This window comes from Pseudomonas sp. P1_F7 (assembly GCF_056405655.1).
Map to the genome: position 1 here is coordinate 86,719 of NZ_JBFUBR010000026.1, position 21,014 is coordinate 107,732.

Below are 21,014 nucleotides of genomic sequence, written 5' to 3' on the forward strand. Positions count from 1 at the left end.
ATAATAATCGCATCAAATGCGGTGCTGAATTCGCGTTGCTGAGGAGTGGGCTTCCATGATCGAAGACTTTTGGAAGGATAAGTACCCAGCTGGGATTGCTGCTGATATCAATCCAGACGAGTATCCGAATATTCAGGCAGTGTTGAAGCAATCCTGCCAACGCTTCGCCAACAAGCCGGCATTCAGCAACCTGGGCAAGACACTCACCTACGGTGAACTGTACGAATTGTCCGGTGCGTTTGCCGCTTATCTGCAACAGCATACCGATTTGCAGCCTGGCGATCGAATCGCCGTACAACTGCCCAACGTGTTGCAGTACCCGGTAGCCGTCTTCGGTGCAATCCGCGCCGGGCTGATCGTGGTCAACACCAACCCGCTCTACACCGCGCGGGAGATGGAACACCAATTCAACGACTCCGGTGCCAAGGCCTTGGTCTGCCTGGCCAACATGGCGCACCTGGCCCAGACCGTGGTACCGAAAACCGGCGTCAAGCACGTGATCGTCACCGAAGTCGCCGACCTGCTGCCGCCACTCAAGCGTTTGCTGATCAACAGCGTCATCAAGTACGTGAAGAAGATGGTGCCGGCCTATCACTTGCCAAAAGCCGTCAAGTTCAACGACGTGCTGAGCAAAGGCCTGGGCCAGCCAGTGGCGGAAGCCAACCCGGCCAGCGGTGATGTCGCGGTGTTGCAATACACCGGCGGCACCACTGGCGTGGCCAAGGGCGCGATGTTGACTCATCGCAACCTGGTGGCGAACATGCTGCAGTGCAAGGCGCTGATGGGTTCCAACCTCAATGAAGGTTGCGAGATCCTGATCACGCCGCTGCCGCTGTACCACATCTATGCGTTCACCTTTCATTGCATGGCGATGATGCTGATCGGCAACCACAACATCCTGATCAGCAACCCGCGCGACCTGCCGGCGATGGTCAAGGAACTGTCGAAGTGGAAGTTCAGCGGCTTCGTCGGTTTGAACACACTGTTCGTGGCCCTGTGCAATAACGAAGGCTTCCGCAAGCTGGACTTCTCCGCGCTGAAAGTCACCCTGTCGGGCGGCATGGCCCTGCAACTGGCCGCGGCCGAGCGCTGGAAAGCAGTGACCGGTTGTTCCATTTGCGAAGGCTACGGCATGACCGAAACCAGCCCGGTGGCGACGGTGAACCCGATCCAGCACATCCAGGTCGGCACCATCGGCATTCCGGTGCCGTCGACCCTGTGCAAAGTCATCAACGATGCCGGTGTCGAGCAGCCGCTGGGCGAAATCGGCGAACTGTGCGTGAAGGGACCGCAAGTCATGAAGGGTTACTGGCAGCGCCAGGAAGCCACGGATGAAATCCTCGACAGCGAAGGCTGGTTGAAGACCGGTGACATCGCGCTGATCCAGCCTGATGGCTACATGCGCATTGTCGATCGCAAGAAAGACATGATCCTGGTGTCCGGTTTCAACGTGTACCCGAACGAACTCGAAGATGTGCTGGCCACCCTGCCGGGCGTGCTGCAATGCGCGGCCATCGGTGTACCGGACGAGAAGTCGGGCGAGGCGATCAAGATTTTCATCGTCGCCAAGCCGGGCGTGACCCTGACCAAGGAACAGGTGATGGAGCACATGCGCGCCAACGTCACCGGCTACAAGGTCCCGCGCTCCGTGGAGTTCCGCGATGCACTGCCGACCACCAACGTCGGCAAGATCCTGCGTCGTGAATTGCGCGATGAAGAACTGAAGAAGATCAACGCGAAGAAAGCCACCGTGTAATCAACAAAAAGCCCCGCAGATGCGGGGCTTTTTGTAAGTATCTGTAGGAGCGAGCTTGCTCGCGATGATCGTTAACGATAACGCGTGTTTATTGATTAAACGCAGCGCTCTTGAGTCCATCGCGAGCAGGCTCGCTCCTACAAGCGAAACGGCGCGAAGTTGACGTTGGTGCCCGCCGGGCGCATGTCCTGCAGGAAGGAGTCCTTGTCGGCGCTCAGTTCCAGGCTCAATGCCGCCTTACGCTTGCCTTCATTGCGCACCACCAGGCCTTCGAGCTTCTCGCGCAGGAACACGGTCGGCACTTTCAGGTGCAGCAGCTCGTCGGTGTCCGGGGTGTGCATCAGCAGGTGAATCCACTCGTACTGACCCACGGCCAGGCGCGCTACCGGGATGTCGAACCACCAGATATTGCGGTTGCGGTTCAATTCGGTGAAGTGGCAGTTGTTGACGCCAAGCACAGCACCGCCGAGTTCCTGGTTTCTGCGGGCAATGGCCTGCTTTTTATCGAGTTTCATAACATTCCTACGGGATTGGATCTTCAGCGCCATGGCCTGAACGTGTTGCGCATTCTCAGGGGTTGGCCCGCAAACATAAAGCGCAACCTGCACTGAACGATGAAATGTCGTGGTGAAAATAAATGAAACTCCCTGCAAAAGCCCCCGGTCAACCTTGTGTAACGACTATTCCTCCATTGAAATGCCGTTAATTAAAAGAAGAAGCGGCCATCTTCAGATGGCCGTTTTTGTGTCAGCCTGAACTTGCGCATTGAAATTGTTTCAAAGTCGCCAACTGGGCTACCTTGATGAAAGAAAACGGCCCCTGAGTCGCCACGACTTCAACCCAAATCCGTATGCGGCGAATGGAGACGCGAATGATTTTTCCGGACATGAGAGGCTTGCCCCTGCACCGTGTGATGATGCGCACGGTCACCGAGTTCATAGCCGACGAGATGTCGACCTATGCCTCGGCGCTGGCCTATCAAATGCTCTTTTCGCTGTTTCCGTTCATTCTGTTTCTGATCGCCCTGATCGGCTTCCTGCATCTGCCCGACTTTTTCTCCTGGCTGCGCCTGCAATCGGAACTCGTATTACCGCCCCAGGCGCTGGAGCAGGTCAATCCGGTGATCGACCAGCTTCAGCAGTCCAAGGGGGGGCTGCTGTCAGTGGGTATCGTGATTGCGCTGTATACCGCCTCCGCCGGCGTGCGGCTGATGATGAGTGCGATGAACGCTGCCTACGACGTGGTTGAAGGGCGCCCGCTGTGGAAACGCTTTCCGTTGTCGATCATCTACACCGTCGGCATTGCCGGCATGCTGCTGATCGCCGCGGCACTGATGGTGCTCGGGCCGCAGGTGATGAGCTGGATCGCTGCGCAGGTCGGCCTTGAGTACTTCATCGTCACCCTCTGGACCATCGCGCGCTGGCCGGTGATCGTGATTCTGATGATGGTCGCGGTGGCGTTGATCTACTACGTCATGCCCGACGTCAAACAGGAATTCCGCTTCATCACCCCAGGCTCAGTGCTGGCGGTGGTGGTATGGATCATCGCGTCCCTGGGCTTCGGTTTGTACGTCAAGGAGTTCGCCAACTACAACGCCATGTATGGCAGTATCGGCGCGATCATCGTGCTGTTGCTGTACTTCTACATTTCCGCCGCGGTGCTGCTGCTGGGCGCGGAGATGAACGCGGTGATCGAGCACATGTCGCGAGAGGGCAAGGACCCTGGCGAAAAAGTGGCTGGCGAGCATGGTCCCGTCCATGAGGAAAAACACCACGTGTCGGGACTGGGCCGCGATCACTCACACAAACCGACCATTGATGAAACCTGATCATGATTCGTGAAATTCTGAAAATGGGTGATGAACGCCTGCTGCGCATTGCTCCGCCAGTGCCGGCCGAGATGTTCGACAGCCCCGAGCTGTGGCAACTGATCGATGACATGTTCCAGACCATGGAAAGTGTGGGGGGCGTTGGCCTGGCTGCTCCGCAGATCGGCGTCGACCTGCAACTGGTGATCTTCGGTTTCGAGCACAGCGAGCGTTATCCGGATGCCGAAGCCGTGCCGCAGACGATCCTGATCAACCCGCTGATCACACCGCTGAGCCCGACCCTGGAAGAGGGCTTCGAAGGCTGTTTGTCCGTGCCGGGCCTGCGCGGCGCGGTGCAACGTTACCAGCAGATTCGCTACGAAGGCGTCGACCCCAAGGGTGAACCCATCGTGCGCATTGCTTCGGGGTTTCATGCGCGGGTGGTGCAGCATGAGTGCGACCACCTGATCGGCCGCCTGTACCCGTCGCGCATTACCGACTTCAGCAAGTTTGGCTTCACCGAAGTGATGTTCCCGGACCTGGACCCCAACGCGGACGATTAAATCGCCGCAAAGCCCTGTGGGAGCGAGCTTGCTCGCGATGAGGCCAGGTCAGTCAACATTGTTGGCGACTGATACGCCGCCATCGCGAGCAAGCTCGCTCCCACATTGGATCTCCATCAGGTTTTAGTGTGTCACTGGCCTGGCGCCAACCCCATCGCAATCATCGGCTTGCTGCGCGCATATCGGCTCAACCGTTCAACCATCGCGTAAGGCATCGGCGGATCGAAAGTAAACCCGCGTCGCTCATAAAACCCCCGCAAATCCGGATGACAGAACAACCACACCGGCTGTTCGCAATCCTTCACAGCGGCCGCAATCAACCCGGCGGCAAGCCCTTGTTCGCGGCAGGCCGGATCGACCAGCAATCCGGTCAGCCAATGCCCGCCGGACACCGGACGCAAACACAGCACGGCAACAATCTGCTCACGCCGGGCCACCCACAGCTGCGCGTCGCGCACGGCTTTCATCGACGACTGGTGAGCGCGGTAGAACTTGTTCATCAATGGCCATAACGGCTCGTCGAGCAGGGTGAATTGGGTATCGGGCATGGTCTTGGACTGTCGGTGTGCAAAGCGGGCGATTATAAAAGAACACGCGCGCCGGGATAGGTGTATACCTGATCTCACATCCCCATGAGTGGAGTACGCATCATGTCCAAAGGTCTGGATTCAAAGAAATCGGCGAAAAAGAAACCGGTAAAAACCGCCATTGAAAAGCGTGCGGACAAGAAGGCCAAGAAGGTCGGCGTGTTCGGTCACTGATCCCGCGTTGCTTGATCGCTCCCATGCAATATGGGAGCGATCTTCCTGAAAATAATCTGCAAGATTTCCCAAGGCCAATGCACAGAAGGGGACTGGTCCCCGATCTGAGCAACGCCATGCCCCATTACTTTGATAGCACCCATCAAGAAGAAATCGAAACCCTGCGTCGCCGCTTCACCGCGCGCACCGAATGGCCAACCTGGTTGCTGTTGATCGGTGTGTATGGCGGCTGGTTCGGCATCGTGTTGAACAGCCATCGGTTGGGTTTGTGGTGGAGCACGCTGTTGCTGATTCCATTACTGGTGCTGTGGTTATCCGTGCAGCACGAGCTGCTGCACGGCCATCCCACGCGCTGGCCAACCCTGAACAAAATCCTTGGCTACGCGCCGTTTGCCGTCTGGTATCCGTACACCTTGTATCGAGATAGCCACTTGTTGCATCACCGCGACGAGGACCTGACGATCCCCGGTCGCGATCCGGAAAGCCGTTACCTGAGCTCCGGGCAGTGGCAGGGCAGTTCACTGCTGGTGCGCAGCCTGCACTGGCTGAACAAAACCGTGCTCGGCCGCTTTGCCCTGGGTGCACCGCTGGCCTTGCTGGCGTTGGCCCGTGAAGAGCTGCAACGCCTGAGAGCAGGCGAGCGCCGGGCCTGGCTGATGTGGTTGAGTCACGGCGCGATGACCGGGTTGATGCTGCTGTTCATTACAAGCTTCAGTGTGCTTCCGGTTTGGCATTACCTGTTTTTGATCAGTGTGCCGGCGCTGTCGATCGCCATGATTCGCTCCTACTATGAACATCGACCTCATGCGGCGCCGGAGCAACGAACCGTGCTCAATGAAGCGGCGTGGCCGTGGCGCTGGCTGTTCCTGAACCTCAATTTTCATCTGGTGCATCACGAGTTGCCGGGGTTGCCCTGGTACGACTTGCCCCGCGCTTACAGGGCTCGCCGCGAGCAATGGCTGGCGCGCAGCGGCGGGTTTCTGGTGCAGGGGTATGGGCAGTTGTGGCGTGAGCATGGAGTAAAAGCCATCGACAGCCCGAGGCATCCGTTTTACTGATTTTTTGAATCGCCACTGACCTACTGTGGGAGCGAGCTTGCTCGCGATAGCGGAGTGACAGATTGCATGGATGTTGACTGACACGACGCCATCGCGAGCAAGCTCGCTCCCACAGGGGATTTTCGTTGCATGGGACAATATCGATGACCCAACACATCGCCGAACTGCTGATGTACACCGCCCCCGAATCCATCCACCAGGCCAACGAACGCTGGCTGGCGCGAATCCTCGAGCACCTGGGCGACACCCGCGAGGATGCCGAAGGCCTGTCCCTGATGCAGATGTGGTTGTCACCGCACTTGCTGCTGACACAAACCTGCGGCTATCCGCTGATGACGGCATTGCGCGGCAAGGTCCGGGTACTGGGCCGCCCTCGTTATGAGTTGCCGGACAGCAGTGGCGGCAATCATTGCAGCCTGCTGTTGGGCCGCGTCGATGATCGGCGACAGACCCTGGCGGATTTTCGCCACAGTCGAGGGGTGATCAATGGCCTGGACTCCAACAGCGGCATGAATTTGCTGCGCCACCGGTTGGCGCCGTTGCAGCGTGACGGGCAGTTTTTTGCTCAGGTCGGAATCAGCGGTAGCCATCGCGAAAGCCTGCGCTGGCTACGCGAAGACCTTGCCGATCTGGCAGCCATCGACAGCGTGACCTTTGCCTATCTGGCGCGTCACGCCGAGGCCGAAGTGGCAGGTCTGCGCGTGATCACTCGCAGTGCCTACAGCCCGACATTGCCCTACATCACGGCAGCCTCCGTCAGCGATCAGCAGGCTGAAGCGTTATTACAGGCGATGAATCAGGCGTTGCGCGAATTGCCTGACGTCGCCGAAACCCTCGATCTGCCAGAGGTTTTGCCCGCCAACGAAAGCGCCTATCAGGTTGTGCTCGATTATCAGCGTGAAGCCGAGGTGTTGGGGTATGGGCATTTGCGATAGGGCGCAAACAATCTTTAATCTCTTATAGGAATATAAAAATAAGTTTTAAGTATTATTAATGAATAAGGCTCCTTGCTAGGATTCGCCTCACCGGACCACCGGACATTCAGCGACCCCTAACCCAGGAGCCCCTATGTCCGGCGCCGATATTCTTCATCGCAATCACGTGGACGGACTGTTCCGCGCTCACTACCACTGGCTTTGCACACGCCTGCGTCAGTCTCTGAACGATGCCGCCAGTGTCGAAGACATTGCCTGCGAAACCTTCGCGCAACTGCTCGAAGCCCCTGGCCTGACGGCAATCCGTGAACCCCGAGCCTTGCTCACCACCATCGCCCAGCGCTTGCTCTATCAGCGTTGGCGTCGAGGTGATCTGGAGCGCCGGTATCTACAGCAACTGCAACAGGCCGAGCCGATCCACGCCGAATCGCCGGAGGCACTGGCTCAGGTGTCCCAGACCCTGACTCGTGTGGATCGCAGCCTTCAGCGGCTGCCAGGCAAAATCCGCTCGACCTTCCTGCTGTCGCGGATCGACGGCCTGACCTATCCGCAAATTGCCGCTGCGCTGGGCATCTCGCTGCGTTCAGTCAGCGACTATATGACCCGTTCCCAGGCCCTGTGCGACCGGCACAGCGCCAATCAATCCCTGAACCGTCCCCTCCAGAACAAGAGGTCCGCATGAGATCGATCAAAACCCTGCTCGGCAGTTCGTTGCTGGCCCTGAGCCTGTTGTCCCAGCCGGCATCGGCCACGGAAAAAGCGGCGCCTATCCACTTTGGCGATATCACCTGGGAAAGTGGCAGCCTCATCACCGAAATCCTGCGCCTGATCGTTGAAAAAGGTTACGGCTATCCGACCGACACGCTGCCGGGCAGCACCGTCAGCCTGGAAGCGGCGCTGGCCAAAAACGATATCCAGGTCATCGGTGAAGAGTGGGCCGGACGCAGTCCCGCCTGGGTCAAGGCGGCGTCGGAGGGCAAGGTGTTCGGCCTCGGCGATACGGTCAAGGGCGCCACTGAAGGTTGGTGGGTGCCGGAGTATGTGATCAAGGGCGATCCCGAGCGCGGCATCAAGCCCCTGGCTCCGGAGCTGAAATCCGTTGCTGATCTGGCGAAGTACAAGGACGTGTTCCGCGACCCTGAAGACCCGAGCCGCGGACGCTTCCTCAACAGCCCGACCGGCTGGACCTCGGAAATCGTCAACAGCCAGAAACTCAAGGCCTATGACCTGACCGCCAGCTACGTCAACTTCCGCACGGGGTCCGGTGCCGCACTGGATGCCGAGGTGGCGTCGTCGATCCGCCGTGGCAAACCGGTGCTGTTCTACTACTGGTCGCCGACACCGCTGCTGGGGCGTTTCAAACTGGTGAAACTCGACGAACCACCATTCGACGCCGAAGCCTGGAAAACCCTGGCCGACGCCAACAATCCGAACCCCAAGGGCACGCGCTCGATGCCGGCCAGCCTGGCCATCGGCGTATCGGCACCGTTCAAGGCGCAATACCCGGACCTGGTGACGTTCTTTGAAAAGGTCGATTTGCCGATCGATCTGCTGAACCAGACCTTGGGCCAGATGAGTGAAAAGCGCCAGAAAGCCCGCGAAGTCGCCGAAGCGTTTTTGCGTGAGCAGCCGCAGGTGTGGAAGGGCTGGGTGCCGGGGGAGGTGGCTACCAAGGTGAGTGCCAGCTTGTAGTTTTGTAGTGTCCGGAAGGTAGCCATCGCGAGCAGGCTCGCTCCCACATTGGGTCTATTGTGCCTACAAATCCCGTGGCCAACAGAGCCCCCTGTGGGAGCGAGCTTGCTCGCGATAGCGGACTGTCAGTTAGCGTAAATGTTGACTGTGCAACCGTCATCGCGTGCAAGCTCGTTCCTACAAAAAAGCACAATGAAAAAGGGTCCCGGTAGAGGGACCCTTTTTCATTGTGTGGCGGTTAGTGCGAGGCGGCCAACCTGCGGCCATTCAAGGCAAACCGTTGCAGCAGTGCTTCAGGAAACCGGCGTGTTGCGCCAGGCGTTTGAAATATTCATCGACGGCGGGGTAGTCAGGACGGTCAATCGGGGTCATCAGCCAGCGATTGACCGACAAACCGATGACAACGTCGGCCAAAGTAAACTGTGGCCCGGCGACATACGCCTTGGTGGTCGCCAGTTGATGTTCGAGGATACCCATCTTCTGGTTCCAGCCGCGGATGCCGACTTCAAGGCTATGCGGGTCCTGGAATTCCGGGTCCTTGCGCACCAGTGCCATGAACGGGTATCTCCAGGACGGATTGAGCTCGGTGGCTTGCCAATCCATCCACTGTTCCACCCGGGCGCGGGCGGCCGGTTCGGTAGGCAGCAGCTCGGTATGATGGTGATGGTGTTTGCCGACCAGGTAGCGGCAGATGGTATTGGACTCCCAAAACACCCCGGCTTCATCGATGATCACCGGCACCTGCGCGTTGGGATTGAAGCGCAGGAACTCGGGGCTGTGGGTGGACGCGAAGCCACTGCCCCAGTCCTCGCGTTCGTAGGCAATACCCAATTCTTCGCAGGTCCACAGGACTTTTCGGACGTTGATGGACGAGGCTTTGCCGAGAATCTTCAGTGTGTGTTCCATTTGAGCTACTCCATCGCGAAAGGCGTAGGTGTAATTGTAGGAGTGGTCTGTAGGAAAGGCGTTTCGGCAGGTTTCCGCTGCCTACGATTTATTGCGTCATTGCCTACAACTACGCCAGAATCCGCCGGCTTGTGCGCCTGGTATCCGGACTCTATCGTTCCGCGTCGCTGCAAATTCAGCGATCGGGTCTAGCAGCCTGGATACTTTAGACGCATAGCGTCCACCATTCGTGAGCAGGTGTTTTTTATGCCTGTCAGCTCATGTTATGGCGGCTGTGTGTGGGAAGACTTTCGGGTCTACCGGGTTCTAGAGTCCTGGTCTGCTAGCCCGCGCACGGCTGCCACCCTATTTTCGTCTAGCAGCGAATCGTGGCAGCTCCATCACTCTAGGAGCATCACCATGTTCAAACCCACGCCGAACCCCCCACGCAATCCCAGCCCAATGTTCTCCATCTCACCCGGCATCAATAACGAAACTCTGTTGGCTCACGCCTGCGAATCACTGGCCTCGGCGAGCGTCATGACCAATGACTTTGCTACGTTTCTGGAAGGCAGTCAGCGCAATACGGCATTGGCGATTGCACAGATCATCATGCTGGCCGAGCTGGCGGTGAACCGGGTGCTGGATAACCTCGATCCGCAGGACTAAACACAGAGCGAGGGCGAGAGGCTTTCCCTGTGGCGAGGGGGCTTGCCCCCGTTGGGTTGCGAAGCGACCACAAAACAGACACTGCGGTCATACAGTTAAATCCCGTGAACCGGATTACGACTGCTCCGCAGCCGAACGGGGGCAAGCCCCCTCGCCACAATGTCACTTGCCTGACTAAATTGATGTGGGTGCTTATGTACTCTCCCGCACCTTCAACTCAAACCCCATGTCCTGCACCGGTCTGGCCACGGTATTGCCGGCCATCAGCGTCAGCATCTGCTCCGCCGCGCGGCGGCCGATGGCTTCGCGTGGGGTGTTGATGCTGCTCAGGCGCGGGACCATGTGTTCGGACATGGGCAGGTCGTTGAAGCCGAGGATCGCCACTTGCTCGGGGATCTTGATCCCGTGTCGCATCGCTTCGAGCAGCGCGCCCTGGGCCAGGTCGTCGTTGCCGAAGAAGATCGCATCGACATTCGGGTGGCTGGCGATCATCTGCAAGAACAATTCGCCGCCCAGGCCGACCGAAGACGGGCGGGGCGTCAGCACTTCCAGCGCCGGGTCATACAGGCCGGCCTTTTGCAGCGCTTTGCGGAAACCTTCGCCACGCAGCAAGGTGCGCTGGTCGAGTTGCGCGCCGATGTAGGCCAGACGCTTGCGGCCGCGAGACAGCAAGTGTTCGGCCGCCGTTTCGCCGGCGGCCAGTTGCGAGAAGCCGACGCAATTGAGCCCGGCGGCGCTGTCCAGTTCCATCATGTAAACACAGGGAATGTTGCTGGCTTCGATCATCCGCCGCGAACTTTCGGTGCGGTCGAAACCCGTCAGCAACAAGCCGCGCGGTTGATAGGCCATGTAATTGCGCAGCAGGTTTTCTTCTTCATCGCGCGAATAGTGGAAGTTGCCGATCAGCACTTCGAAGCCCTTGGGGCGCAAAATCTGATGAATGGCTTCCAGGGTGTCGATGAACAAAAGGTTCGACAGCGACGGCACCAATACCACCACCGAATGGCTCTGGGCCGAGGCCAGGGCACGGGCGGCAGGGTTGACCACATAATTGAGTTCCAGCGCCGCTTTCTGCACCTTTTCCACAAGTTCAGTGGCCACGGTGCTGACGCCCCGCAAGGCGCGGGAGGCGGTGATCGGGCTGACGCCGGCCAGTCGGGCAACTTCGTTCAGGGTAGGGCGGCCAGTGGTGCGGGTATTTTTATCGTTCTTGGTTGTGTTCATCGACGGCTTGCCAAACAAAATTCAAGGCACTAAGGTAGCGCTGTCTCGATGCAGCTGCAAATGCGTGAGCGAGGGTTCGCCTGATCCTTGCTTTTTGGTGTTGGGACCTAACCTGCTGCAACCCATAAAATGACAAGAAAGGCGTCGGCAACTTCTGCTTTTGGTCTAGTGTCATAACTGGCAAAGGTAGCGCTGTCTGCGCGCTGAGGTGTTACATGAATCATCCCATCACCGCCCTGGTCATCATGGGCGTTGCCGGTTGCGGCAAGACGTGCGTCAGCGAGGCCCTGTGCCATTTGAGCGGCGCCACGGCCATTGAAGGCGACTCTTTTCACCCTGCCGCCAATATCGAAAAGATGAGCGCGGGGATCCCCCTGAACGATGAAGACCGCGCCGGCTGGCTCGACAGCCTGTGCGATGAACTGCGCCGTGTCGACGCCAAGGGCCAGCGCCCGGTGCTGACCTGTTCGGCTCTCAAGCACATCTATCGCGAACGTCTGCGCAGTGCCTTGCCGGGCCTGGGCTTCGTGTTCCTTGAGTTGACCCCCGAAGTCGCTGCCGAGCGCGTTTCCCATCGACCTGGTCACTTCATGCCGGCCACGTTGATCGAAAGCCAGTTCGCCACCCTCGAATCGCCCGTCGGCGAGTCGTTGACCCTGGCGCTGGATGCTTCGACCTATAACGTTGAGCAACTGGCGGCACAGGCTCATGTCTGGTGGCAGGCGCACGGCCTGAAGCAGGCGGTATGACTGTGTTTGCAAAGACAGCGCTGTCCTCACGACTTCTGATCAACCCGCTTTAATAACAACAACAACCAGGAGACACCCCCAATGTTTGGCATGTCCCACGAGACGTTCCTGCTGCTCGATGCAGTGGTCACGGTGATCGGGCTTATCGTCCTGATCACCAAGTTCAAGTTCCACCCGTTCATTGCCCTGATCATTGCCGCCGCTTTCCTCGGGCTCACCTCCGGCATGCCGATCGGCACCATCATCAAGGCGTTCCAGGACGGCTTCGGTGGCGTGCTTGGCTTTGTCGGCATCATCCTGGCGCTGGGCACCATGCTCGGCAAAATGATGGCCGAATCGGGCGGTGCAGATCAGATTGCGCAGACGTTGATCCGCGCCTTCGGCAAGGACAAGGTGCAGTGGGCGATGATGTTCGCTGCGTTTCTGGTCGGTATTCCGCTGTTCTTCGAGATCGGCTTCGTGCTGCTGATCCCGCTGGTGTTCATCGTCGCCCGGCGCACCGGCGTGTCGATCATCAAGATCGGTATCCCGCTGCTGGCCGGTCTGTCCGCCGTGCACGGTCTGGTGCCGCCGCACCCGGGTCCGTTGCTGGCCATCGGCGTGTTCGGTGCCGACATCGGTAAAACCATCCTTTACGGCCTGATCGTTGCACTGCCGACGGCCATTATTGCCGGCCCGATCTTCGGTACGTTCATTGCCAAGCACATTCCTGGTCATCCGAATCAGGAACTGGTGGATCAACTGGTGCGCGATGAGAATGCAGGCGATCTGCCTAGCTTCGGCATTACCCTGATCACTGTGCTGTCGCCCGTGTTCCTGATGTTGCTCAAGACCTTTGCCGATGTGGTGCTGCCGGACGGCAACTTCTTCCGCACTTTCATGGACCTGATCGGTCACCCGATCTCGGCCCTCCTGCTGGCGTTGCTGCTGTCGCTGTACACCTTCGGCTACAAGCAGGGCATCGGTTCGCAACAGATGCTCAAATGGCTGGATGCGAGCCTCGCGCCGACCGCCGCGATCATCCTGATCATCGGTGCCGGTGGCGGCTTCAAGCAGATGCTGGTAACCAGCGGTGTAGGTGATGTGATCGGTCACATGGCGGTGGCTGCACAGATCTCGCCGATCCTGCTGGCCTGGCTGGTGGCGGCGGTGATTCGTATCGCCACCGGTTCGGCGACCGTGGCGACCATTACCGGCGCCGGTATCGTAGTGCCGGTGGTGGGGATGATTCCGGGTGTGAACCGTGAGCTGCTGGTGCTGGCCACCGGTGCAGGTTCCCTGATCCTGTCCCACGTCAACGACGCCGGTTTCTGGCTGGTCAAGCAGTACTTCAACATGACCGTGGCTGAAACCTTCAAGACCTGGACTGCGATGGAAACCATCCTCTCCGTGGTTGGCCTGGGCTTTATTCTGTTGTTGTCGCTGTTCGTCTAAGCGATTCGACAGACACAAAAAACCGCAGCGATGCGGTTTTTTTGTGGGTGATCGATTTCAAGGACGGATACAAGACCCTGTGGGAGCGAGCTTGCTCGCGATGGCGTCGTATTAGTCAATAATGATGGCGACTGAAACACCGCTATCGCGAGCAAGCTCGCTCCCACAGGGGATATGGGTCAGGCGTTGGTTTTCGGTGCCAACCCATCCGCCCGGAACATCCCGCGAATCCCGCGTACGGCCTGACGAATCCGGTCCTGGTTTTCGATCAGGGCGAAGCGCACGTGATCATCGCCGTACTCGCCAAACCCGACGCCCGGCGAGACACACACCTTGGCCTCGGACAGCAGCTTCTTGGCGAACTCCAGTGAACCCAGGTGCGCATAAGCCTCGGGAATTTTGGCCCAGACGTACATCGACGCTTTCGGGTTTTCCACCATCCAGCCCAGTTCATGCAGGCCCTTGACCAGCACGTTACGTCGCTGCCGATACTGCTCGGCGATGTCGCGCACGCATTGCTGGTCGCCTTCAAGCGCAGCGATGGCCGCTACCTGCAGCGGGGTGAAGGTGCCGTAGTCGTGGTAGCTCTTGATTCGCGCCAGGGCGTTGACCAGTTCCGGGTTGCCGACCATGAAGCCAATGCGCCAGCCGGCCATGTTGTAGCTCTTGGACAGGGTGAAAAACTCCACCGCAATGTCCTTGGCCCCCGGCACTTGCATGATCGACGGGGCTTTCCAGCCGTCGTAGACGATGTCGGCGTAGGCCAGGTCGTGCACCACCAGCACGTCGTACTGCTTGGCGAGGGCGATGACGCGCTCGAAGAAATCCAGCTCCACACACTGCGCGGTAGGGTTGGACGGGAAGCCGAGGATCATCATCTTCGGCTTGGGGATCGAGCCACGAATGGCCCGCTCCAGTTCCGCGAAGAAATCCACGCCCGGCACCAGCGGCACCGAGCGCACCTGGGCGCCGGCAATCACCGCGCCGTAGATGTGGATCGGGTAGCTCGGGTTCGGCACCAGTACGGTGTCGCCCTGATCCAGGGTCGCCAGCATCAAGTGCGCCAGGCCTTCCTTTGAACCGATGGTGACGATGGCTTCGCTTTCCGGGTCGATGTCGACCTCGTAGCGGTCCTTGTACCAGTTGGAAATCGCCCGACGCAGGCGCGGAATGCCCTTGGAGGTGGAGTAACCGTGGGTGTCTTCACGCTGAGCGACCTGCACAAGTTTTTCGACGATGTGCGGCGGCGTAGCGCCGTCGGGGTTGCCCATGCTCAAGTCGATGATGTCTTCGCCACGACGACGGGCGGCCATCTTCAGCTCGGCGGTGATGTTGAAAACGTAAGGGGGGAGTCGATCTATGCGCGCAAAGCGGCGCGGCGAACCTTGTTCGGCCATTGTTGCCTCGGATAACGTAAGCGCCCGGAACCGTCCGAGCGACGCTGGTCACTGCGGTGACCTGTGGCGGAATGTACGGGCAGCTGTGGCAGACTGTCCAGCCTCAATGTAAACAAATTTGTCCGAAGGATAGGGTTCGATGGAATTTACCAGCGGCTTCTTGCTGAGCCTCTCGCTGTGCCTGGATATCGGCGTGGCCAACATCGCGATGATCACCCTGGCCATGCAGCGCGGCTATTTCCAGGGCTTTGCCCTGGGGCTGGGGACCTGTGTCGGCGACCTGATCTACGCGGTACTGGCACTGGCGGGCATGACCGTGTTGCTGCAATACGAAACCGTGCGTTGGGTATTGTGGATCGGTGGCTCGGCGCTGCTGGTGTACTTCGCGGCGAAGATGATCTATTCGGCGATTCACCACGAGGCGCTGCTGGCCGAGACGGCAGAGGTCGGGAACAACTCCCACCGCAAGGAGTTCTTGCGCGGGATCTTTCTCGCCATGTCTTCGCCCAGCGCCATTCTCTGGTTCGCGGCAGTTGGCGGCACCCTGATCGCCCGTTCCGGTGGCGGTGGCCCGCTCAGTTCGGCGCTGTTTCTCAGCGGTTTCCTGTGTGCCGGGCTGCTCTGGTCGGCAGGCTTGTGCTTCGCCGCGAGCCATGGCGGCAAGTTGCTGGGCGACAAATTGCTGCGTTATTCCTATATGGCATCGGCGGCGATCTTCTGTTATTTCGCGGTCTACGTGATCCTATCTGGCTATAACGAGTTCGTCGCTGCCGCGGCCGTCGAGCAGCTGCACGCACTGTAATTGGGCGAATCGGGTTTGGCTTCTATACTCCCAGCCGAACCCATTTTATGCGTCAGGAGTCGAGTCATGGATGAGTTAGCACGCGTCGAACCGACGCAACCGCGCTTCGAACACGGGCACTTCCTGCTGATTGCAGGGCTGGGCGGACAATTCACCCAGCAAACCACCCAGGGTATTCCCGAACTCTGGGAAAAACTCGAGCCCCACATTGGGAACATTCCGGGCCAAAAAGGCGAAGTCACCTACGGCGTCTGCTGCAATTTCGACGGCAAGGGTGGCTTCGATTACATCGCTGGTGTCGAGATCAGCAAACTCGACGACTTGCCGGAACAATACCGTTGGGTAGAGGTTCAGCCTCAGCTGTACGCGGTGTTTGAGCACAAAGGGCCGCTGGATACTTTGCCGCAACTGTTTCAGTACATCTTCGGCACCTGGCAGCCGCAATCGGGGCATGAGGTGCTGGATGCGCCGGAGCTGGAACGCTACAGCGAAGACTTCAACCCCAAGCTCAACACCGGCAAGCTGGAGATCTGGATTCCGATCAAAGCGTGAGATATGTGTCGAGAGGCGGATCAGCCGATTCGTCTCTCGATGTCCCACGGCGGCTGATTTATCATCCCCAGCCTTCCCCATGCCGATTCCGAGCTGCCATGAACACCGTCATCCGCAACGTCACCCCCGCCGATCTGGACCGCTGCTTTGCCATCGAAACCGTTGCCTACGAAGGTGACGAAGCCGCGACCCGCGAGAAAATCGCCACTCGCATCACCACCTGGCCCGAGGGTTTTATCGTTGCTGAAGTGGACGGGATCGTCGCCGGTTTCATCAACTCCGGTGCGGCGTTCCAGGTGGAAATGTCGGACGAGGCGTTCAAGGAACTGATCGGCCACGACCCGGCCGGGCCGCACGTGGTGATCATGTCGGTGGTGGTGCATCCGGATTATCAGGGGCAAGGCCTGGCCAAACGGCTGATGGGCGAGTTCATCGAGCGCATGCGTGCGATGGGCAAGGTCAGCATCAACCTGATGTGCAAGGAGCGGCATATTCCGTTGTATGCCGGGTTCGGTTTCGCCTACGTCAAGCCTTCGGCGTCCGACCATGGCGGCATGGCGTGGCATGAGATGGTGCTCGAACTCTGATCCGACGCAGATCCCAGAGTAGTTTTGTGGTGTTGGTGGGGGCCGAGTTCAGAACACCAACCCCATCCGCCGCTCATAACCGATCCGCCCCTTGTACGCCTCGCCGCTGTCGACAAAGCCAAACCTGGCGTACAGGGCGATGGCGGCCTCGTTGTCGGCATCCACCGACAGCTCCAGCCCCCTGATTTCCGGCCAGGCCAGGCGTGCCGCCTCGGGCAGCGCTTGCAGGCAGGCCTTGCCGTAGCCCTTGCCCTGGACGCGTTGATCGACTTGCAGGGCATGCAGCGTGGCGCTGTGTTCATCGGCCCAGGCCGGCAACACCGGCGGGCGCTTGAGCAGCAGGAACGCGACGGGCACATCCTCGGCCAGCAGGGCAAATCCCTTGACGCCGGGTCCGGGCTTGGACAACAACGTGTGCAATGCGCCGTGGATGTCACCCGAGAACCTGATTTGCTCCGAATGTACTTCGATGGCCTCGACCTGTTGGCGCTGCAGCGTGTTCAGGCTTTCATAGGGCACGAGTCGGGCTGTCACTGGAGTGTCCTGTTTCCAACTGAAAATGAGCCTCGGATTCTAGCGAGTCTGGCGCCATGGATTATTTTTATTTCACTTGTCGATTCGCCGGATCGCCGGACGACTAAGGGTGTCTTCACTATAAAAACCACGGAGAACCACCATGAACTCGCAAACCCAGATCCAGAACCTCATCGAGAACTATCGTCAGGCGGTCATGGCCAAGGACATTGAAAAAGTCATGGCCCTTTATGCCGATGACATCGTCTCCTTCGACGCGGTCAAGGCCCTGCAATTCAAGGGCAAGCCGGCCTACCGCGCGCATTGGCAGGCCTGCATGGAAATGTGCCCCGGCCCGCACATCTTCGAATTCCACGAAATCACCATCGAGCCGTCCCAGGAAATTGCGTTCGCTCACTGGCTGGCAAATTGCGGTGGCACCAACGACAAGGGCGAAACCCAGTCCTGCTGGATGCGCGTCACCGCCTGCTATCGGCAAGATGCCGGGCTGTGGCAGATCGTCCACGAACATTGGTCGGCACCGTTCGACATGACCAGCGGCGCGACGCTGTTTGATCTCAAACCCTGATCGTCGGGAAGCCGAGCCAGAATGCCAATCAGCGACCATAGTTGATCGTTCGATAAGGAGAGCGTGATGAAGTATTTATGCCTGGTCTACAGCGACGAGCACCTGTTGCACTCGCTGCCGGAAAGCCCGCACGACTCGGAATGCATGGCCTATGCCGAGTCGATCCAGGGCAGTGGCCGGATGGTCGCCGCCGAAGCATTGGAGTCGGTGCAGACCGCCACCACCGTGCGCATGCGCAACGGCAAGATGTCGATCACCGATGGTCCATTCGCTGAAACCAAGGAGCAATTGGCCGGCTTCTACCTGATCGATGCCAGGGACCTCAACGAGGCCATTCAGGTCGCCGGCAACATTCCGGCGGCCCGGGTCGGCAGTGTCGAAGTGCGCCCCGTTCGGCAGTTGAATCCTTAAGATGCCGGGGCTGCCGGTTCAGGCGCAGGTCGAGCGGGTCTATCGCGAAGACTCGCGGCGGATTCTTGCGACCCTGATTCGCTTGCTGGGGGATTTCGACCTCGCCGAAGAAGCCTTGCACGAGGCGTTTTTCATCGCGGTCGAACGCTGGCAGCGTGACGGCGTGCCGGACAATCCGCGGGCCTGGCTGGTGTCCACCGGGCGCTTCAAGGCCATCGATGCCTTGCGTCGACGCGCACGCTTTGCCGCGTCGCAGCCCTTGCTGATCGCGCAACTGCAGGAGCTGGAACAGGCAGACTGGAGTGATGAAGACGTGGAAGACGATCGCCTGCGGCTGATCTTCACTTGCTGCCACCCGGCCCTGGCGGCGGACGCGCAAGTGCCGCTGACGCTGCGGGAAGTCTGTGACCTGACCACGGAAGAAATCGCCCGGGCCTTCCTCTCGGCCCCGGCCACCATCGCTCAGCGCATCGTGCGCGCCAAGGCGAAGATCCGTGATGCGAAAATCCCCTATCAAGTGCCGATGCTGGCTGAGTTGCCTGAGCGTCTGGACAGTGTGTTGCGGGTGATTTACCTGGTGTTCAACGAGGGGTACTCGGCGTCCATCGGGGCCGAACTGATCCGCGAGGATTTGACCCGCGAAGCGATCCGTCTCGGCCGGTTGCTGGTGGAACTGCTGCCGGAGCCAGAGGTGATGGGCTTGCTGGCGTTGATGCTGCTGCACGAGTCGCGACGCCCGGCCAGGACTTCCGCGAGCGGCGAGCTGATTGTGCTGGACGAGCAGGACCGTTCGCTGTGGGACGCCGGGTTGATCACTGAAGGCTGCGCACTGATCGAACAGGCGCTGACCATGGGGCGATTCGGACCCTATTGCCTGCAAGCGGCGATCGCGGCGGTGCACGCCGAAGCCCCGACGGCGGGGGAAACCGATTGGCCGCAGATTGTCGGTCTGTATGACGTCCTGCTGCGGGCGGTGCCGTCGCCGGTGATCGAGTTGAATCGGGCGGCGGCGATTTCGCAACGGGATGGACCGTTGGCGGGGCTGACGCTGGTTGACGCCATTCTGGAACGGGGAGAACTGCTCGACTACCACCTGGCGTATTCGGCGCGGGCAGAGTTTTGTCGGCAACTGGGCCGCAAGCAAGAGGCGCGGGCGGCGTGGGAACGGGCGCTGGCGTTGACCCGGCAAGAGCCGGAGCGGCGGTTTATCGAAGAGCGGCTCAGGGCACTGGATTGATGCGGCCGGTCTGGCCTCATCGCGAGCAAGCTCGCTCCCACAGGGATTGATGGTGTACTCGATACACACCGTTTTCGGCCAGCCGCGCACCACCAGCTCCTGCAAGGTGCCAGGCCCGAACCGCTCGACCAGCCAACGGGGCAACGGCGCCCAGCCGAATCCGCCCTGAGCCATTTCCAGCAGCATCAAATAACTCGGTGCTGACCAGACGCGGCCCTTCGCCCGACTCTCGTAGGGATTGATGATGGTGGCCAGACGCAGTTCGCGGTGCTGCTGCAGTACGTCCCGGTCGACGTAGTCCAACGTTGCCAACGGGTGTGCCGGGGACACGAACAAGGCGATTTCCGTGCGCTCGTCCACCGTCGAACTGACCAGGTCTGGCGGGTAGTTGTCCTGCATTTCGGCGAAGGCAATCTGTGCCCGGCCGCTTTGCACCAGGGACACCAAGTCATCGCACTCGGCGATCAGGCATTCGAGCTCCAGGTCCGGATATCGCTGCTCGAAGGCACTGAGGGCGGCTTCGAAGCGGTCCGACTGATAGGTATCGGACAGCGCCACCGTCAGCTTCGCTTCCACCCCTTGGGACAGTTGGCTGGCGGTCATTTCCAGGCGACTGGTGGCGGCAAGGATGTCTTCGGCCCGTTGCAGCATGACGTGCCCGGCCGGGGTCAGTCCGGGCTTGCGGCTGCTGCGGTCGAACAGCGTCAGATTGAGATCGATTTCCAGGCTGGCCACCGCCGCGCTGATGGTCGATTGACTGCGGCCCAGCTTGCGCGCCGCCGCAGAAAACGAGCCTTGGGTTGCCGCTTCGACAAACGCCAGCAGCACTTCGTGAGAAGCCATGAACTATCGCCTTGATCGATGGTTATTGATTATGAAGTATCGGTGTGATGACTGATCATGGCAACCACAGTCATTCAAGGGAGTTCGGCCATGAGCGCCAACAAGTCCATTACTGAACGTATTTTTCAAGCCATCGGTTTCGAACTGCTGGCCATCCTGATCTGTACCCCGTTGCTGGCCTGGATCATGAAGAAACCGATGCTGGAAATGGGCATGGTCACCGTCCTCATCGCCGGCCTGGCCCTGGCCTGGAACGTGGTCTTCAACGGTCTGTTCGATCGGCTGCTCAAGCGCCTCGCCATCACGCACAACGCCTGGGTCCGCGTGGTGCATGCGCTGTCGTTCGAAGGCGGACTGGTCGCCCTCGGCGTGCCGCTGATCGCCTGGTGGCTGAATGTCAGCCTGTGGCAGGCGTTCCTGCTGGATATCGGTGTGTTGCTGTTCTTCCTGCCGTACACCTACGTTTACCACTGGGTGTATGACGTGGTTCGGGAGCGGGTGTTGGTGACTCGCGAGGCTTGCTGAGTACCGTTTTTGCGGCGAGGGAGCA

General features: G+C 59.6%; 23 protein-coding genes and 1 pseudogene. 17 read left to right on the forward strand and 7 right to left on the reverse strand.

Going from position 1 to position 21,014, the window contains the following annotated elements; genetic code table 11:
* The first annotated feature begins 55 nt into the window (after positions 1-55).
* Positions 56-1,756 carry a long-chain-fatty-acid--CoA ligase FadD1 gene (gene fadD1, locus AC1D1M_RS28975; protein ID WP_477778330.1) on the forward strand — a complete coding sequence of 567 codons (1,701 nt, stop codon included), beginning with the start codon at positions 56-58 and terminating at the stop codon, positions 1,754-1,756.
* A gap of 137 nt (positions 1,757-1,893) precedes the next feature.
* Here fadD1 and AC1D1M_RS28980 read toward each other — a convergent pair whose 3' ends face one another.
* Positions 1,894-2,271: a hypothetical protein gene (locus AC1D1M_RS28980; protein ID WP_477778331.1), complete on the reverse strand. Its 378-nt coding sequence runs from the start codon at positions 2,269-2,271 to the stop codon at positions 1,894-1,896.
* Positions 2,272-2,627: 356 nt separating this feature from the next.
* Between AC1D1M_RS28980 and AC1D1M_RS28985 the strand changes: the two genes are divergently transcribed.
* Positions 2,628-3,584 carry a YihY/virulence factor BrkB family protein gene (locus AC1D1M_RS28985; protein ID WP_477778332.1) on the forward strand — a complete coding sequence of 319 codons (957 nt, stop codon included), beginning with the start codon at positions 2,628-2,630 and terminating at the stop codon, positions 3,582-3,584.
* A 2-nt stretch (positions 3,585-3,586) separates the two neighbouring features.
* On the forward strand, positions 3,587-4,126 hold the full coding sequence (def, locus tag AC1D1M_RS28990) for a peptide deformylase (RefSeq protein ID WP_103397564.1): 540 nt from the start codon (positions 3,587-3,589) through the stop codon (positions 4,124-4,126).
* 131 nt (positions 4,127-4,257) lie between these two features.
* Here the strand turns inward: def and AC1D1M_RS28995 are convergent, their stop codons facing one another.
* Entirely contained in the window at positions 4,258-4,674 is a 417-nt protein-coding gene (locus AC1D1M_RS28995) for a GNAT family N-acetyltransferase (protein WP_477778333.1), read from the reverse strand.
* Positions 4,675-5,003: 329 nt separating this feature from the next.
* Here AC1D1M_RS28995 and AC1D1M_RS29000 point away from each other — a divergent pair, with 329 nt between their 5' ends.
* From AC1D1M_RS29000 to AC1D1M_RS29015, 4 genes are all read left to right on the forward strand, one after another.
* Positions 5,004-5,945 carry a fatty acid desaturase gene (locus AC1D1M_RS29000; protein WP_477778334.1) on the forward strand — a complete coding sequence of 314 codons (942 nt, stop codon included), beginning with the start codon at positions 5,004-5,006 and terminating at the stop codon, positions 5,943-5,945.
* A 143-nt stretch (positions 5,946-6,088) separates the two neighbouring features.
* Complete coding sequence (locus AC1D1M_RS29005) at positions 6,089-6,880, forward strand: phosphate/phosphite/phosphonate ABC transporter substrate-binding protein (RefSeq protein ID WP_477778335.1); 792 nt, start codon at positions 6,089-6,091, stop codon at positions 6,878-6,880.
* A 133-nt stretch (positions 6,881-7,013) separates the two neighbouring features.
* Positions 7,014-7,562 carry a sigma-70 family RNA polymerase sigma factor gene (locus tag AC1D1M_RS29010; RefSeq protein ID WP_477778336.1) on the forward strand — a complete coding sequence of 183 codons (549 nt, stop codon included), beginning with the start codon at positions 7,014-7,016 and terminating at the stop codon, positions 7,560-7,562.
* Positions 7,559-8,572, forward strand: a complete 1,014-nt coding sequence (locus AC1D1M_RS29015) for an ABC transporter substrate-binding protein (RefSeq protein ID WP_477778337.1) — start codon at positions 7,559-7,561, stop codon at positions 8,570-8,572. Before AC1D1M_RS29010 ends, AC1D1M_RS29015 begins: the two co-directional genes overlap by 4 nt.
* A gap of 267 nt (positions 8,573-8,839) precedes the next feature.
* Here the strand turns inward: AC1D1M_RS29015 and AC1D1M_RS29020 are convergent, their stop codons facing one another.
* A complete protein-coding gene (locus tag AC1D1M_RS29020; RefSeq protein WP_477778338.1) occupies positions 8,840-9,478 on the reverse strand; it encodes a glutathione S-transferase family protein in 639 nt (212 codons plus the stop codon).
* Between the two features lie 399 nt (positions 9,479-9,877).
* On the opposite strand from AC1D1M_RS29020, the gene AC1D1M_RS29025 reads away from it, so the two are divergent.
* On the forward strand, positions 9,878-10,126 hold the full coding sequence (locus AC1D1M_RS29025) for a DUF6124 family protein (RefSeq protein ID WP_007974480.1): 249 nt from the start codon (positions 9,878-9,880) through the stop codon (positions 10,124-10,126).
* Positions 10,127-10,318: 192 nt separating this feature from the next.
* Here the strand turns inward: AC1D1M_RS29025 and gntR are convergent, their stop codons facing one another.
* Complete coding sequence (gntR, locus tag AC1D1M_RS29030) at positions 10,319-11,350, reverse strand: HTH-type transcriptional regulator GntR (RefSeq protein WP_477778339.1); 1,032 nt, start codon at positions 11,348-11,350, stop codon at positions 10,319-10,321.
* Positions 11,351-11,565: 215 nt separating this feature from the next.
* Here gntR and AC1D1M_RS29035 point away from each other — a divergent pair, with 215 nt between their 5' ends.
* Both AC1D1M_RS29035 and AC1D1M_RS29040 read left to right on the forward strand, forming a co-directional pair.
* Complete coding sequence (locus AC1D1M_RS29035; protein ID WP_477778340.1) at positions 11,566-12,099, forward strand: gluconokinase; 534 nt, start codon at positions 11,566-11,568, stop codon at positions 12,097-12,099.
* 81 nt (positions 12,100-12,180) lie between these two features.
* On the forward strand, positions 12,181-13,533 hold the full coding sequence (locus tag AC1D1M_RS29040; RefSeq protein ID WP_095944529.1) for a GntP family permease: 1,353 nt from the start codon (positions 12,181-12,183) through the stop codon (positions 13,531-13,533).
* Positions 13,534-13,712: 179 nt separating this feature from the next.
* Here AC1D1M_RS29040 and alaC read toward each other — a convergent pair whose 3' ends face one another.
* Complete coding sequence (gene alaC / locus AC1D1M_RS29045; RefSeq protein ID WP_477778341.1) at positions 13,713-14,930, reverse strand: alanine transaminase; 1,218 nt, start codon at positions 14,928-14,930, stop codon at positions 13,713-13,715.
* Between the two features lie 139 nt (positions 14,931-15,069).
* Here alaC and AC1D1M_RS29050 point away from each other — a divergent pair, with 139 nt between their 5' ends.
* The 3 genes from AC1D1M_RS29050 to AC1D1M_RS29060 all read left to right on the forward strand — a co-directional run bounded on the left by AC1D1M_RS29050 (position 15,070) and on the right by AC1D1M_RS29060 (position 16,871).
* On the forward strand, positions 15,070-15,732 hold the full coding sequence (locus AC1D1M_RS29050; RefSeq protein ID WP_477778342.1) for a LysE family translocator: 663 nt from the start codon (positions 15,070-15,072) through the stop codon (positions 15,730-15,732).
* A 66-nt stretch (positions 15,733-15,798) separates the two neighbouring features.
* Positions 15,799-16,284, forward strand: a complete 486-nt coding sequence (locus AC1D1M_RS29055; RefSeq protein WP_477778343.1) for a GyrI-like domain-containing protein — start codon at positions 15,799-15,801, stop codon at positions 16,282-16,284.
* 98 nt (positions 16,285-16,382) lie between these two features.
* Complete coding sequence (locus tag AC1D1M_RS29060) at positions 16,383-16,871, forward strand: GNAT family N-acetyltransferase (protein ID WP_477778344.1); 489 nt, start codon at positions 16,383-16,385, stop codon at positions 16,869-16,871.
* Positions 16,872-16,919: 48 nt separating this feature from the next.
* Here the strand turns inward: AC1D1M_RS29060 and AC1D1M_RS29065 are convergent, their stop codons facing one another.
* The gene (locus tag AC1D1M_RS29065) at positions 16,920-17,405 is read right to left on the reverse strand and encodes a GNAT family N-acetyltransferase (RefSeq protein ID WP_477778345.1); all 486 of its coding nucleotides are present in this window, start codon (positions 17,403-17,405) and stop codon (positions 16,920-16,922) included.
* A gap of 142 nt (positions 17,406-17,547) precedes the next feature.
* On the opposite strand from AC1D1M_RS29065, the gene AC1D1M_RS29070 reads away from it, so the two are divergent.
* The 3 genes from AC1D1M_RS29070 (at position 17,548) to AC1D1M_RS29080 (ending at position 19,621) form a co-directional block, all read left to right on the forward strand.
* Positions 17,548-17,973, forward strand: coding sequence for a YybH family protein (locus AC1D1M_RS29070; protein ID WP_477778346.1), 426 nt, complete (start codon positions 17,548-17,550; stop codon positions 17,971-17,973).
* Positions 17,974-18,039: 66 nt separating this feature from the next.
* Complete coding sequence (locus AC1D1M_RS29075) at positions 18,040-18,384, forward strand: YciI family protein (protein ID WP_477778347.1); 345 nt, start codon at positions 18,040-18,042, stop codon at positions 18,382-18,384.
* A 1-nt stretch (position 18,385) separates the two neighbouring features.
* Positions 18,386-19,621 carry an RNA polymerase sigma factor gene (locus tag AC1D1M_RS29080; protein ID WP_477778348.1) on the forward strand — a complete coding sequence of 412 codons (1,236 nt, stop codon included), beginning with the start codon at positions 18,386-18,388 and terminating at the stop codon, positions 19,619-19,621.
* Between the two features lie 57 nt (positions 19,622-19,678).
* On the opposite strand, the pseudogene AC1D1M_RS29085 reads toward AC1D1M_RS29080, so the two are convergent.
* A pseudogene (locus tag AC1D1M_RS29085) lies at positions 19,679-20,464 on the reverse strand (LysR family transcriptional regulator); the annotation flags it as partial.
* Between the two features lie 90 nt (positions 20,465-20,554).
* On the opposite strand from AC1D1M_RS29085, the gene AC1D1M_RS29090 reads away from it, so the two are divergent.
* The gene (locus AC1D1M_RS29090; RefSeq protein ID WP_477778349.1) at positions 20,555-20,989 is read left to right on the forward strand and encodes a multidrug/biocide efflux PACE transporter; all 435 of its coding nucleotides are present in this window, start codon (positions 20,555-20,557) and stop codon (positions 20,987-20,989) included.
* Positions 20,990-21,014: the final 25 nt, after the last annotated feature.